The organism is Gemmatimonadaceae bacterium, from assembly GCA_020846935.1.
Lineage (GTDB): Bacteria > Gemmatimonadota > Gemmatimonadetes > Gemmatimonadales > Gemmatimonadaceae > RBC101.
Window position 1 is genome coordinate 447381 of the sequence record JADLCY010000011.1, and the last position, 13881, is coordinate 461261.

Consider the following 13881-nt stretch of genomic DNA (forward strand, 5'->3'; position numbering starts at 1 on the left):
CCGGTCACGCGCCGTTGCGCCACGTGCCCGCGTATGAGACGTCCCAAGATACAGGGCGCGGCGCCCGGCGATACCATGCCGCCACAGGAACGACGATTACCCGTCGTGTTGGTGTCAGGGCCGTGCTTTCCGGATCTGCACGAGTCGCTCTCGTGCCAGGCGCCGCCCGGTCGGTGTGGCCGCGAGGCCGCCGCCGGCGGTCTCCCGATAGCGAACATCCATTGATCGGCCGATCTCGCCCATCACGTCGATCACCTCGTCCACCGGAATGGCGAACGTGACGCCGGCGAGCGCCATCTCGATGGCCGCGAGCGCAATCGCCGCCCCCGTGGCGTTGCGGAAGACGCAGGGCAGCTCGACGAGTCCGCCCAGTGGGTCGCAGACGAGTCCAAGGGTACCCTGCTGAGCCAGCGCGACCGCATGACCGGCCTGTGTGGGCGACCCGCCAAGCATTTCGGTGGCGGCACCCGCAGCCATGCCTGCGGCCGCCCCGGTTTCGGCCTGGCATCCACCTTCTGCACCCGAAAGTGAGGCCCGCTCGGCGACCACGGCTCCGATGAGGCCCGCCGTGGCGAGCGCATCGACGACGCGGTCATCGTCCACGCCCCTGGCGTCGGCGAGCCCGGTAAGCACCGCCGGGAGCACGCCCGCGCCTCCCGCCGTCGGTGCAGCCACGATGACGCCCATCGCCGCATTCACTTCCTGGACGGCGAGCGCGCGCGCGAGCACCTCGCGGAAGGGCGTGCCGGCGAGCGGGCCCTCCGGACCTTCGCGGAGCTTTGCGGCGTCACCGCCGACCAGCCCCGACGTGGAACGGAGGTCGCCAACGAGACCTTGCTGCACCGCACCGCGCATGACGGTGAGCGCACGCCGGAGTGCGGCACGAATATCCTCGATCGGTCGTCCCTGGTCGCGCGACTCTGCCTCGAGGGCGACCTGGGCCAGTGTGGCCCCGCGAGCTTCCGCATCGCGAATCGCGTCAGCGATGGCCTTGTACATCGGTTACGCCGCGACCTTGTCGAGGCGGTACGCCCACTTCACCCAGTCGAGCGCCAGGATGTCGTCGATCGCACGCTCCTCCGGTCGTTCGTCGGCTTCGATGACCATGAAGGCATCACCGCCGCGCTGCTTTCTCGACAGCCGCAGGTTGGCGATGTTGACGTCGTCCTCGGCGAGGATCGCCGTGATGCGCGCGATGGACCCGCGGATGTCCTCGGCAACGAGCACGATCGTGTGGTAGCTGCCCGAGACCGCGACCGGATAGTCGTCGATGGCACTGACGAGCACGCGGCCGGCGCCTAACGACGCCCCCACCATCACCGCACTCCGCTCGCCCCGTTCGACGGTGAGGCGCACGGTATTGGGATGCGTCTCGCCTTCCTCGCCGAGTTTGGTCTTCTCGAACCGGAACGCCAGTCCCTCGCGCTCGGCAATGTCGAGCGCGTCGCGCAGGCGTTCGTCGTCAGGCCGGAATCCCATGAGTCCACCGGCCAGTGCCTTGTCCGTGCCGTGCCCCTCTCCCGTTCGCGCGAACGACCCGTGCAGTTCGATCAGCGCACGCTCGGGCGTTCCACCGACGAGTCCTCGTGCCAACAGCCCGAGCCGACAGGCACCCGCCGTATGAGACGACGAGGGGCCGACCATGACGGGACCGATGATGTCGAGAAGAGAAACCACGGATGGACGAGTGAGAGAGGCTCGCGCGGGAGGACGACGGGAGAACCCGTTGACGTGTGGTTGACTGAGACGGACAGACGGGGAATGTAGCAGCGCTCACGCCCCACGATGCGCGGTCCCACGCGACGATGGCGTACCCAACCGATCCGCGGTCCGCCGCGTGGAAGGCGCACCCAGCTGATCTGCTACCCGCTCTTCCGCTTGCGAAGCAGGGGTGCGAGGTACTGGCCCGTGTGTGAGCCCTTCACCTTCACCACCTGCTCCGGCGTCCCGGCGGCCACGACCGAACCGCCGCGCGTACCGCCCTCGGGACCAAGGTCGACGATCCAGTCAGCGGTCTTGATCACGTCGAGGTTGTGTTCGATGACGAGGACCGTGTTGCCGCGATCCACGAGCCGGTGCAGCACGTCGAGCAGGACGCGCACGTCCTCGAAATGCAGTCCTGTGGTGGGCTCGTCCAGGATGTACAGCGTGCGGCCGGTGTCGCGCTTCGAGAGCTCTGTCGCAAGCTTCACCCGTTGCGCTTCGCCGCCCGACAACGTGGTGGCGCTCTGCCCGAGGTGCACATAGCCGAGGCCGACGTCATTGAGCGTCTGGAGCCTTTGGGCGATCCGTGGCTGATTCTCGAAGAAGGCGAGGGCGTCCTCCACGGTGAGGTCGAGCACCTCCGCGATGCTCAGGCCGCGAAAGCGCACTTCGAGTGTCTCGCGGTTGTAGCGTCGTCCCTTGCAGACATCACACGGGATGTAGACGTCGGGCAGGAAGTGCATCTCGATCTTCACGAGGCCATCACCCTGACACGACTCGCAGCGACCTCCCTTGACGTTGAACGAGAAGCGGCCGGGCCCGTAGCCGCGGATCTTCGCTTCGGGCAGTTCGGCGAACAGCTCGCGCACCGGCGTGAAGAGGCCCGTGTACGTGGCGGGATTGGAGCGCGGCGTGCGACCGATCGGGGACTGGTCGATGTCGATGACCTTGTCGATGTGCTCCAGGCCCTGGAGGCGGTCGTGTGCGCCGGGAATGACGCGCGCACGGAAGAAGTGGCGAGCCAACGACCGGTGGAGAATGTCCTCGACCAGGGTGGACTTGCCTGAACCGGAGACGCCGGTGACCGCCACGAAGGTGCCGAGCGGGAACTCCACGGTAAGATCGCGAAGGTTGTGTGCACGCGCTCCAACCACGCGAAGCAGGCGATCGGGCGACACCGGCCGCCGCGTCGCCGGCACCGGGATCTTTCGCTCTCCCAGCAGATACTGGCCAGTCAGCGAAGACGGTGTGCGCATCACCTGCTCGACGGTACCTTCGGCCACCACCAGGCCACCGTGCTTGCCTGCGCCGGGGCCGAGGTCGATCACGTGGTCCGCCTCGCGAATCGTGTCCTCGTCGTGCTCGACCACGATCACCGTGTTCCCGAGGTCGCGGAGCTGCTTGAGCGTCTCGAGCAACCGCGCGTTGTCGCGCTGGTGCAGTCCGATGGACGGCTCGTCGAGGATGTACAGCACGCCCACGAGGTGGGATCCGATCTGCGTCGCGAGCCGGATGCGCTGCGCTTCGCCGCCCGACAGCGACTCGGCGGAGCGGCCGAGCGTGAGGTAGTCCAGCCCGACGTCGTCAAGGAACCGCAGTCGCTCGCGGACCTCCTTGAGGATCGGCCCGGCGATCTCGGCGTCGAGCCCGGGCCGACCCGGGGCGCGGAGCGGCATCGCGTCGAAGAGGCCGCGTGACTCCGCGATCGACATGGTTGTGAGGTCGCCGATACTGCGGCCATCGATGGTGACGGCGAGCGACTCCGGCTTGAGGCGCTGCCCTCCGCACGCGGGGCACACGCGCTCGACCATGTACTCCTGCAGCTCCATCCGGATCGCGTCGGAGTCCGTTTCCGTGTAGCGCCGCTGGATGAGGGCCAGGATACCCTCCCACGCCACGGACGGCGTGGTCGCGCGGGCCCGCTTCGTGCCCTTCTTCGTCCCCGTGGACGCGCTGTTCGTCGTACCGCCCGCTCCGTGGAGCAGCGCCTGCTTTACGCCTTTTGGTAACTTTGCCCATGGCGTGGCGAGGTCAAACCCCAGTTGCCTGGCCAAGCCCGGCAGGATCACGCGGCGGAGGTAGCCGTCGGGCTCGCCCCAGGGCAGCACGACGCCCTCGAGAATCGTGAGGCTCGGATCACCGAGGATCAGGTCTTCGCTGACGACGCGGCGGGTCCCGAGCCCGCTGCACGACGTGCAGGCACCGAACGGTGAGTTGAACGAGAAATGTCGCGGTTCCAGCTCGGGCAGCGAAATGCCGCAAGTGGGGCAGCCGAATTTCTCCGAGAACAGCTGCGTGGTCTGCTCGCCACCGTGGCGCACGACCTCGACGAGACCCTCGGCCAGCTTGAGCGCCGTCTCCAGCGAGTCCACGAGGCGTCCCCGGTCTTCGCCCCGCACGACGGCGCGATCGACGACGATGCTGATGTCATGATTCTGCCGACGATTCAGTGCGGGCGGCTTCGCCAGCTCGACCAGCTGACCGTCGACCATGGCCCGCAGAAAGCCTTGTTTGCGCGCGCCCTCGAAGAGGTCCCGGAACTCTCCCTTTCGACCGCGGACGAGGGGCGCGAGGATCTCGATGCGTTGTCCCTCGGGCCACGTGAGGATCACGTCCGCGATCTGCCCGGCGGACTGGCGCTCGACCGCACGGCCACAGTTCGGGCAATGGGGCGTGCCGACGCGCGCATAGAGCAGCCGCAGGTAGTCGTAGATCTCGGTGACGGTGCCCACCGTGGACCTTGGGTTATGCCCCGCGGACTTCTGTTCTATTGAAATGGCGGGGGAAAGCCCCTCGATGGAGTCGACGTCGGGCTTCTCCATCAGGCCGAGGAACTGTCGGGCATACGCGGACAACGACTCCACGTAGCGGCGCTGGCCCTCGGCGTAGATGGTATCGAATGCGAGGGACGACTTGCCGGACCCTGAGAGCCCGGTCACGACCGTCAGGCGGTCGCGTGGGATCTGGACATCGATGTTGCGGAGGTTGTGCTCGCGCGCGCCGCGAATGATGAGGGCGTCTTCGGCCATAGACCCGAAACTTCGCCGAAGGGTGCGCGGGCTTCAAGTCGGCCTGATGCGACGGGCGATGCGACGCGCGCGCGGAATGTTCGCGCAGACTCCCGCGCGGGAACCGCGCGGTCGTCCCGTGACCTTTCGAGCGCCCAGCGGTCTTTTCGCCGAGGTCACTCCCTTCCGAACCCGTTGTGAATCAGTCACTTGGAGCGCGTCGTCGACCGTGCCGGGCCGCGCACGCCATGCTGCGGGCGGCGAGCGCCTAACGTGCGCCTCGATATCGCGATCGACGACCTCGCGTTTGTCGCAGCCGATGCGATCGCCAGGCCGGTGAACGCGGAGCTGCGTGCGACGACGCCACTGCAGCGGCGCCTGGAAGGCGCGGCGGGTCCGACGCTTTCTGCACAGCTGCGCGTGACGGAGCCCCTCGACATCGGTGCTGCCGTCGTGACGGCGGCTGGTGGGCTCGAGGCGGGGCTCCTGATTCATGCGGTGGTGATGACCGAGCACGAGGCGGTATCGCGCACGGGAGTGCAGCGCGCGATGACGAGCGCCCTGCAGCGGGCTCGTGACTGGAAGCTTGCGCGGGTGGCTTTTGCGCCGTTCGGCCTTGGGGCGGGCAACCTCGACGTCGATGAAGCCGCGCAGGTAATGGTCGGCGTACTGAATGACCACGCCAGCGCCGAGTTCCCTCGAGAGGTCACGATCGTGGTGGAGAACGAGGTCGAGGCCGCGGCGTTTCGTGCAGCGCGCGCGTGGGCGTGGCGGGAGGCGCTATGAACGGGCGCGGCATTGCCGCCGTTGCGGTGCTCGCGGCGTGGGGCGCAGGTCTCGCCGTGTTCGCCCAGCGGGAATCATCCCGTTCGACCGTGCAGCGGCTTGCCGAGGCCGCGGTTCGCGTCGCGCCGGGCCCCACGTACTTCGCGATCGAATCCGAGGCGCGCCACGTGGGCTTTGCCTCGTTCACCACCGACACGATCCCCGACGGATTGCAGTTCACGGAGTACGATGTGCGGGAGGAGCGTGCGTCGGGGCGTCGCGTGCGCCAGGTGGTGACACACGCCACACGCGCGCTCGCACTTCGGGAGATCGCCGTGAGCGCCGCCGCACCGGTTGCCACGGCGCGTGTGCTCGACGACTCCACGCTGCTCGTCGTGCGAGAGAGTGCCGCGGGCCGCGACAGTACGCGGGAGCGATTCGTTGCACCACTGCTCGTGCCGGCGCTGGTGCCGATGGCGATCGCCCTCGGGCCCTCGCCATCGGTGGGAGATCGGCATGCCTTCGATGTGTTCGATCCTGCCACGCTGCGCGTGCGGCGTCTGGCGGTGACGCTGGCGGCGGAGTCGACGTTCGTGGTGGTGGACAGCGCGGCGTTCGACGCAGAGGAGCGTCGGTGGGTTCCGGCGCATCGTGACACGCTCACGGCCTGGCGCGTGGTGGAGGATCGCGTGCCCGGACTCGACGCCTGGGTCGACGCACTCGGCCGGCTCGTGACCCTGCGCGAAGATGCGGCGACGCGGCAGACGCGCACGTCGTACGAGATGGCATTCGAGAACTGGCGCAGCACGGTTCGCGCGTCCGGCGACGCGGTGACGGCTCCGATGAAGACGGTGACGGCGGTGCGCGCGACGCCGCCCGTTGGCACGCTCACCGTCGTGGCCCTTGGCCTCCCGTTAGGCGACCTGTCCGCCACCGGGCGCTGGCAGCGGCGCTCGGGGGACACCATCCGGATCGTGCGCGCCGACTCCCTCACGCAGCAGCACGGGTACTGGCTGCCGCCGCAGCGTGACCATCGCACGGCCTTCGCGAGCACGCTCAAGGTGGAGCCGGGCATCGAGGTCGAGGCGCATCCGATTGCCGGCGCCGCTCGCCGGCTGCGCGGCCGCGCGTACGATCCGCTCGCCGTCACCCAGCGACTGGCCCGTTGGGTCAGTGACTCCATTCGACTCGAGACGACGTTGACCCCGCCGAGCGCGCTCACGACGCTGCGGTCGGCCTCAGGCGATGCGGACCACCACACGATGCTCTTCCTGGCGCTGGCCCGGGCGTCCGGCATCCCTGCGCGCGCGGTGCGCGGCGTGGTCTACACCGGCGATGCCTGGCTGTCGCACTCGTGGGCCGAAGTCTGGGTCAGTCGGGACTGGGTGCCGGTGGATCCGACCAGTGGTCAGTTCCCCGCGGATGCCTCGCACTTGCGGCTCGTCGTCGGTGCGGTGTCCCTGGGCCAGGAACTCGACCGACTCGTCTCGCGGTCGACGCTGAGGGTCGTCGCGTCGGGGCCCGCTCCAACCCACAAGCCATGATCGAGATCGCGAACCTCACGAAGCGATACGGCAGCTTCACCGCCGTCGACGCGCTCAACCTCGTCGTGCCGCGCGGGGAGCTGTTCGGCTTTCTCGGGCCAAACGGCGCGGGAAAAACAACGACGATGCGCATGGTCGCCGGCATCCTGCGTCCCACGTCGGGGAGTATCCGGATCTGCGGCATCGACCTCGATCGCGACCCGATCGCGGCCAAGTCGCGGCTCGGCTTCATCCCCGATCGCCCGTTCATCTATGAAAAGCTGACCGGCATCGAGTTCCTCCGGTTCGTGGCCGGACTCTATGCGCAGGAAGGTGACGCCATCGAGCGCCGCGCCGCGGAACTGCTCGAGGTGTTCGACCTCACGGAGTGGAGAGATGAGCTGGTCGAGGCGTACAGCCACGGGATGCGGCAGAAGCTCATCATCTCGAGTGCATTCGTGCATCGCCCCGATGTGATCGTCGTCGACGAGCCCATGGTGGGGCTCGATCCGAAGGCGGCGCGCACGCTGAAGGATCTGTTCCGGGAATACACGCGGCGCGGCCACACGATCATGATGTCGACGCACACGCTCGAGGTGGCGCAGGCGATGTGCGACCGCATCGCGATCATTCAGCGAGGTCACATCCGGGCCGCGGGCACGATGGATGAACTGCGCGCCAACGCGGAGCGCGGTGATGAAGGGCTCGAGGAGATCTTCCTCCGACTCACCGGTGACGACGTGGCGCGGGAGCTGGCCGAGGTGCTCGATGGGTAGTGCCGGACTGCCGGTGGGTCCCGACCCCGGCCTCGTCGCGCGCCACCGGATGCTCTCCGGATCGCAGTCGCGCGTGGGACCGCAGCCGGGGTACACGCCGTCGGGCGGGCGGGTGGTGCCTCCGGTGGCCGCGGGCGCATCCATCCTGCACCTGCTCTCGCCTCGCTGGCAGAGCGCGCGCGCTCGTCGACGGCAGGGAGAGCGAGGGCGTGGGGCACGCTGGGTGCTCCTGTCCCTCCTCGCGCTCGTGTTCTGGAGCTTCGCCTTCGGCGCCGTGCACCGGGTGCTCTCCTACTTCAAGGGTGTACCGGAGATCGGGCCGCTGCTCGCCGGCAAGCTGCTTGGTGTGCTGCTGCTGGCCTTCTCGTCGATCCTGCTGCTCTCGAACGTGATCACCGCGTTGTCGAGTTTCTTCCTGGCGCGAGACCTCGACATGCTCGTCTCGGCGCCTGTGGACTGGCTCAGGCTCTACGCGGCCAAACTCTTCGAGACGACGCTGCACTCGAGCTGGATGGTGCTGCTGCTGTCGATTCCGATCTTCGTGGCGTACGGCATGGTCTACGACGGCGGGTGGGGGTTCATCGCAATCGTCGTTGGCACCCTCGTGCCCTTCCTGGTGATTCCATCGGCCGTGGGCAGCGCGCTCACGCTGTTGCTGGTGAACGTGTTTCCGGCGCGGCGTACGCGGGACATCCTCAGCGTGATCACCGTGATCGCCGGCGCGGGCGTGGTGGTGTTGTTCCGGTTGCTGCGGCCGGAGAAGCTGGCGCGTCCGGAAGGCTTTCGATCGCTGGTCGAGTTCATTGCGATCCTCCGTGGACCGACGTCGCCGTTGCTGCCGAGCGAGTGGGTGCAGCGCTCGGTGATGGGATGGCTGACCTATGACTACGACGTGCTCCCGCTCTATCTGCTGTGGTCGACCGCCGCCGCGTTCGTAGTGCTCGGCGCCACACTGCATGGTGTGTTGTACGCCCGTGGCTACAGCAAGGCGCAGGAGGGTGCACAGCGCCTGGTGAAGGAAGCAACGTCGGCGCCACCGCGCTGGGCGATGTGGCCGTTCGGCGTGCGACGTCGCGAACTGGTGTTCAAGGAGATCCGCATCTTCTTCCGCGACACGACGCAGTGGTCGCAGCTGATCCTGCTCGGCGTCCTGCTGGTGGTCTACGTTGTGAACATCCGGTTCCTGCCGCTGTCGGGAGAGGGTATGACGTTCTTCATCGTCAACCTCATTCCGTTCCTCAACCTGGCGCTGGCCGGGTTTGTGCTCGCCTCGATCGCCGCGCGGTTCCTGTTCCCCGGTGTGAGCCTCGAGGGGCGCAGCTGGTGGCTGGTGCGGTCGAGCCCCCTGGCCATGCGCGACCTGCTGTGGGCAAAGTTCTGGGTGGGCACCGTTCCCCTCCTGGCGCTCGCCCTTGGGATCGTTGGCGTGACCAACGCGTTGCTGCAGGTGAGTCCCTTCATGTTCGCGGTGTCCATTGCGACCATCACGCTCATGACCTTTGCGATTGCCGGTCTGGCGGTCGGATTCGGCACCATGTACCCCCGCTTCGAGACCGAAAACGCTGCGCAGATTCCCACGTCGTTCGGGGGTCTGGTGTTCATGATGAGCGCGGTGTGCCTGATCGGGGGCGTGCTGCTGCTCGAGGCGCGTCCGGTGTACCTCTACCTGAGCGCGCGGGCCTTCGCCGAGGTCGCGGATCCCACGCCGATGATCCTTGGCTTTGCGATGGCCGCCGGGCTCTGCCTGGTGGCGACGTTCGTTCCGCTCAGGCTCGCGCGGCGGCGGCTGGAGTCCATCGAGCGATAGCCGGCACGGCGTGGCGGCGCCTCACGTCGAGCGCGTCGGGTGTCGCCGCGCGGCCGGGAGCAACGAGAGAAGCACGGCGAGGCCGGCGAGACCGGCCGCAATGCCCCACAGCACGATCGGCCAACGGTCAACGATCGTCAGGCGCACCTCGTCGCCCGGACGAACATCCTCCAGCCAGACCACGGTGGACGTGAGGCCGACCATGCGTGCGGGAATCTTCACGAGGCCACCGATGATGCCCCCGCGCGCATCGTGGTACTCCCGATGCTCCGCGCTCGCCAGCCGCGTGCGTCCAGACCGCCGGGTCTCGAGCGCCAGGGCCAGGACATCGGAATCGTTGTCTTCGTAGCGGGAGAGGCCGAGGTGGTCCAGGGCTCCACCGGAAACCGGCGCAGACCCGCCACTCGTCAGGCGCCCATCGCGCGGCGCGCTTTCCAGCTCGATACCCGCGGCCGTCAGCGCGACCAGGGCCGAGGCCATTGCGACGGCCGTCGCGGGCGACGGCCGCGCGGTTCGCGGGAGCCCCGGCCGGCTGCGCCACACCGCGATGAGCGCGACAACGAACGCGAGCCCAGCGAGTCCACGCATCGCCAGGGTCGCGGGCAACGCGACCGGTCCGAGGGCGAGGCCAACGGCGGCGAGTGTGAGGGCGAGCGCGCCCTCGACCGCTGCCTGCGTGCCGCCGCGGCGCGAGATGGTGGCCAGGCTGCCCAGCGCCACCAGCATCGCCATCACCGACGCGCCGCCTCGACTGGTGAGGAGATCGACGTCCCGCGAAACGCCGGTTGCGACCGCGACCCACACGTGCGCCAGCACCGCGGTCACGACGCCGAGAAACGCCACTCTCCCCAGCAGGAGATCGGCGCCCGTCGGGTTCCCGTGTCGCCATCGATCGACGGTGACTCCGAGCGTGAGCGCGGCCCCGACGATCGCCGTGGTGAGCCCAGCCATCCACAGCAGGGAACCCACATGGCGAAAGAAGATCAGCGGGTCCTGGCCATCGACCGGTGTCCATGCGAGTCGCGCGAGCGGTCGCCCGGCCAGCGGGCCGGCGAGCAGTACGATCATGGTCACCGCGGCGATCCCGGCAACGCCGGGTCGTGTGCCGCGCCGCGCCCACCAGCCGCCAACGATCCCCAGCAGGGCCGCCAGGGCGGGCCCTGCCCCGCTCGGGTCCGCAAAGGCTCCACGGATGGCAACCGTCGCCGGCACCGCGTTCGTGGTATGTCGCGCCACGAAATCGACGGCGACGTCGTGCCGGCGCAGGGCGTCCCCGAGCACGAGCGTCGCGAGCGACGCGAACGCCGCCGCCATGAGGAGCGCGCGGGAAGCCACGCCGGAGCGGTGGTCTCCCGGCCGCGCCGTCATCGCCGCCACCCCGGCCACGAGGGCGAGTGCGGTGGCGATCCAGATGGCGAGCGTGCCTGGGGTCAGCGCGCCGAGGCTCACGCGCGCTCCGTCGGCGCTATTCGGTCGAGCGTCGCGTGGCTTCGGATCGGACTTGCTGCATCACGCGATCGAGCGTCGCTTCGGCACGCTCGCGTTCGTCCGGGGACCACGGGCCCGCATTGCGCTGGATGTCGCGGACCTGCTCCAGCATCTCGTTGATGAGCATGCGAAGCAGCAGGTTCTTGCGTTCGGGACGTGGGCTTTCCGGCTCGGTCATGGGAACCCTCGGCGCGTGAGCGGGATGTCGGCCTCCCGCCCGGGAATGATGCAGGGAGCATGCGGGGGCACGCCAGCGTCACCGGCCAGCGCCCTCGCGAACGTCCCGGGCCCAGCCTAACGTCGCGCGCACGGCCCGCTGCCAGCCGTCGCGGCCCGAGGTGGCGATCGCACGGTCGGCGCCCGGCGTGAACTTCGTGAACTGCCGCGCGGCCAGGAACTCGCCAGGACTTGCCCAGACACCGGCGGCCACACCGGCCAGCCCCGCGGCACCGAGTGCGGTCGTCTCCAACATCGACGGCCGTTCCACGGGGATGCCGAGCACGTCCGCCTGGAATTGCATCAGCCAGTCGTTGGCGGTGGCCCCGCCGTCCACACGCAGCCGATCGACGGCAACGCCGCCAAACGTTCGTGCGGCGTCCACCACGTCGGCGGTGGAGTAGGCCATCGACTCCAGTGCCGCACGTACCAGGTGCGCCCGGCCGGTCCCCCGCGTGAGGCCCACGATCATGCCGCGTGCATCGGCGTCCCAGTGCGGCGCGGCCAGACCCACGAGCGCCGGCACGAAATACACCCCATCATTTGATACAAGCGACCGTGCCATCGCCTCGCTCTCGCCCGCGTGAGCGAGCAGCTGCAGGCCGTCGCGTAGCCACTGGATCGCGGCGCCAGCGATGAACACGGCCGCTTCGAGTGCGTAGGCCGGCTGGCCCTTCGCGTCGCAGGCAATCGTCGTCAGCAGGCCGCCTCCGCCATTCGGCCGTGACGCGCCGGCGTTGAACAGCAGGAACGCTCCGGTGCCGTAGGTGTTCTTGCCTTCACCTTTCGCCCAGCATCCCTGGCCGTACAGCGCCGACTGCTGGTCACCGACGACGCCGCGGATCGGGATCGCGGCGCCAAGGTGTTCCGCGCTCGCGGTGCCGAAGTCTCCCGAGGACGATCGCACGTCGGGGAGCATCGCGCGGGGCACCCCGAAGAGCGCGCACAGCTCGTCGCTCCACGCGAGACGGTCGATGTCGTAGAGCATCGTGCGCGACGCATTGGTCGGGTCGGTCGCATGCACCTGGCCGCCGGTGAGCTTCCACACGAGCCACGCGTCGATCGTTCCCGCCGCGAGTTCACCGGCGACGGCGCGCGCGGCAAGGCCGGGCACCTGCCGCAGCAACCATTCGAGCTTGGTCGCCGAGAAGTAGGGATCGACGACCAGACCCGTTCGTCGCGAGATCTCCTCCGCGCGTGGCGACAGCTCGGCGCAGCGCGGAGCCGTGCGACGATCCTGCCAGACGATCGCGCGATGCACCGGCGCGCCCGTGCGTCGGTCCCACACGACGATGGTCTCGCGCTGGTTGGTGATCCCGATCGCCTCGGGCACGACCCTGGCAGCGGCGATCGCCTCACGCGCGGCCTCACGCGTGCGCTCGAAAATCTCCTCCGCATCGTGCTCGACGAGCCCCGGTTGCGGATAGTGCTGCGTGATCTCGCGATAGCCACGACCGACGACCTGGCCATCGGAGCGGACGACCAAACAGGTGCTGCCGGTGGTTCCCTGGTCGATGGCAAGCACGTACTTCATGCGAAGGCGGGTGGCTGGTGGGCGCGCGTGTTCAGGTCCAGCGATACGGCGGGTGGTGGATGCCGCGTTCGGTGATGATCGCCGTCACGAGCTCGGCAGGCGTGATATCGAAGGCCGGATTGTACACTCCCACGCCGTCCGGCGCCGTGACCGACCCGAAGCCACGCGTGATCTCATCCGGACTGCGCTGCTCGATGGTGATCTGCGCGCCGGTCGGGGTGGCCGGATCGATCGTCGAGCTCGGCGCCGCCACATAGAATGGAATGCCGTGATGCCTGGCGAGCACCGCGACGCCGTAGGTGCCGATCTTGTTGGCCACGTCTCCGTTCGCCGCGATGCGGTCAGCACCGACGATGCACAGGTCGATCGTCCCCGCGCGCATCACGCTGGCCGCCATGTTGTCGGCGAGGATCGTGACCGGGATGCCGGCGCGCGCGAGTTCCCACGCGGTGAGCCGACTTCCCTGGAGGAGGGGTCGTGTTTCGTCGGCGAACACGGCGACGCGGCGGCCGCTTTCTTTGGCTACGTAGACCGGGGCCAGCGCGGTCCCCATGCCTCCGGTCGCGAGGGCGCCCGCGTTGCAGTGGGTCAACACGCGCGCGCCGTCCCCGAGCAGCGAGGCGCCGTGTTCACCAATAGCCCGACACATGGCGCGATCTTCGTCCAGGATGCGGGTCGCCTCGTCACGGAGTGCGTCGAGCAGGCTCGAGGTCGAGCCATTGGAACCGTGGGCCACGCGCATGAGACGATCGACCGCCCAGGAGAGATTGACCGCGGTCGGTCGCGCTGCGCTGATCACGCGCGCCGCGGACGCGAGCGCGGCCCGAAACGCCGCGCCTTCGAGCGCCGCGTGCGATTGCGCGACCACGGCGAGACCCATCGCTCCACAGACGCCGATCGCCGGGGCTCCGCGAACGGCGAGCGATTGAATCGCGCGCACGACGTCGTCGAGCGAGTGGAGGTCGCGCTCGCGATATGCGCCCGGCAGCAGCGTTTGATCGATGATCCGAACCGCACGCCCATCCGGACTCCAGCGCACCGCTTCGATGGGACTCGTCAT

11 protein-coding genes are annotated in these 13881 nt (G+C 68.7%); 4 read left to right on the forward strand and 7 right to left on the reverse strand.

The genetic code is table 11. The features are described from left to right. Positions 1–114: 114 nt before the first annotated feature. The 3 genes from sdaAA to uvrA all read right to left on the reverse strand — a co-directional run bounded on the left by sdaAA (position 115) and on the right by uvrA (position 4733). Positions 115–999, reverse strand: coding sequence for an L-serine ammonia-lyase, iron-sulfur-dependent, subunit alpha (gene sdaAA / locus IT361_14480; GenBank protein MCC6318881.1), 885 nt, complete (start codon positions 997–999; stop codon positions 115–117). Positions 1000–1002: 3 nt separating this feature from the next. Continuing rightward, on the reverse strand, positions 1003–1677 hold the full coding sequence (gene sdaAB, locus IT361_14485; GenBank protein ID MCC6318882.1) for an L-serine ammonia-lyase, iron-sulfur-dependent, subunit beta: 675 nt from the start codon (positions 1675–1677) through the stop codon (positions 1003–1005). A 185-nt stretch (positions 1678–1862) separates the two neighbouring features. Beyond that, positions 1863–4733 carry an excinuclease ABC subunit UvrA gene (uvrA, locus tag IT361_14490; GenBank protein ID MCC6318883.1) on the reverse strand — a complete coding sequence of 957 codons (2871 nt, stop codon included), beginning with the start codon at positions 4731–4733 and terminating at the stop codon, positions 1863–1865. Positions 4734–4985: 252 nt separating this feature from the next. On the opposite strand from uvrA, the gene IT361_14495 reads away from it, so the two are divergent. Genes IT361_14495 through IT361_14510 form a run of 4 tightly spaced genes read left to right on the forward strand, consistent with a single transcriptional unit; the run spans position 4986 to position 9583 of the window. Continuing rightward, the gene (locus IT361_14495; GenBank protein ID MCC6318884.1) at positions 4986–5498 is read left to right on the forward strand and encodes a macro domain-containing protein; all 513 of its coding nucleotides are present in this window, start codon (positions 4986–4988) and stop codon (positions 5496–5498) included. Next, positions 5495–7021 (forward strand): transglutaminase domain-containing protein, encoded by a 1527-nt coding sequence (locus IT361_14500; protein ID MCC6318885.1) that lies wholly within the window; start codon positions 5495–5497, stop codon positions 7019–7021. The genes IT361_14495 and IT361_14500 overlap by 4 nt, the downstream gene beginning before the upstream one ends. Continuing rightward, complete coding sequence (locus IT361_14505; protein ID MCC6318886.1) at positions 7018–7776, forward strand: ABC transporter ATP-binding protein; 759 nt, start codon at positions 7018–7020, stop codon at positions 7774–7776. The genes IT361_14500 and IT361_14505 overlap by 4 nt, the downstream gene beginning before the upstream one ends. Next, the gene (locus IT361_14510; GenBank protein ID MCC6318887.1) at positions 7769–9583 is read left to right on the forward strand and encodes a hypothetical protein; all 1815 of its coding nucleotides are present in this window, start codon (positions 7769–7771) and stop codon (positions 9581–9583) included. The genes IT361_14505 and IT361_14510 overlap by 8 nt, the downstream gene beginning before the upstream one ends. A 21-nt stretch (positions 9584–9604) precedes the next feature. On the opposite strand, the gene IT361_14515 is transcribed toward IT361_14510, so the two are convergent. The 4 genes from IT361_14515 to mtnA form a co-directional block, all read right to left on the reverse strand. After that, on the reverse strand, positions 9605–11032 hold the full coding sequence (locus IT361_14515; protein ID MCC6318888.1) for a hypothetical protein: 1428 nt from the start codon (positions 11030–11032) through the stop codon (positions 9605–9607). 16 nt (positions 11033–11048) lie between these two features. Beyond that, the gene (locus IT361_14520) at positions 11049–11249 is read right to left on the reverse strand and encodes a hypothetical protein (GenBank protein ID MCC6318889.1); all 201 of its coding nucleotides are present in this window, start codon (positions 11247–11249) and stop codon (positions 11049–11051) included. Positions 11250–11327: 78 nt separating this feature from the next. Beyond that, positions 11328–12821, reverse strand: a complete 1494-nt coding sequence (gene glpK, locus IT361_14525; protein ID MCC6318890.1) for a glycerol kinase GlpK — start codon at positions 12819–12821, stop codon at positions 11328–11330. 31 nt (positions 12822–12852) lie between these two features. Continuing rightward, positions 12853–13881, reverse strand: coding sequence for an S-methyl-5-thioribose-1-phosphate isomerase (gene mtnA, locus IT361_14530; protein MCC6318891.1), 1029 nt, complete (start codon positions 13879–13881; stop codon positions 12853–12855).

Excerpts from the sequence above, each read along its gene's own strand:
- IT361_14510 (MCC6318887.1), top strand. The coding sequence starts at position 7,769 with ATGGGTAGTGCCGGACTGCCGGTGGGTCCCGACCCCGGCCTCGTCGCG.
- glpK (MCC6318890.1), bottom strand. The coding sequence starts at position 12,821 with ATGAAGTACGTGCTTGCCATCGACCAGGGAACCACCGGCAGCACCTGT.
- uvrA (MCC6318883.1), bottom strand. The coding sequence starts at position 4,733 with ATGGCCGAAGACGCCCTCATCATTCGCGGCGCGCGCGAGCACAACCTC.
- IT361_14500 (MCC6318885.1), top strand. The coding sequence starts at position 5,495 with ATGAACGGGCGCGGCATTGCCGCCGTTGCGGTGCTCGCGGCGTGGGGC.
- sdaAA (MCC6318881.1), bottom strand. The coding sequence starts at position 999 with ATGTACAAGGCCATCGCTGACGCGATTCGCGATGCGGAAGCTCGCGGG.
- IT361_14520 (MCC6318889.1), bottom strand. The coding sequence starts at position 11,249 with ATGACCGAGCCGGAAAGCCCACGTCCCGAACGCAAGAACCTGCTGCTT.
- IT361_14505 (MCC6318886.1), top strand. The coding sequence starts at position 7,018 with ATGATCGAGATCGCGAACCTCACGAAGCGATACGGCAGCTTCACCGCC.
- mtnA (MCC6318891.1), bottom strand. The coding sequence starts at position 13,881 with ATGACGAGTCCCATCGAAGCGGTGCGCTGGAGTCCGGATGGGCGTGCG.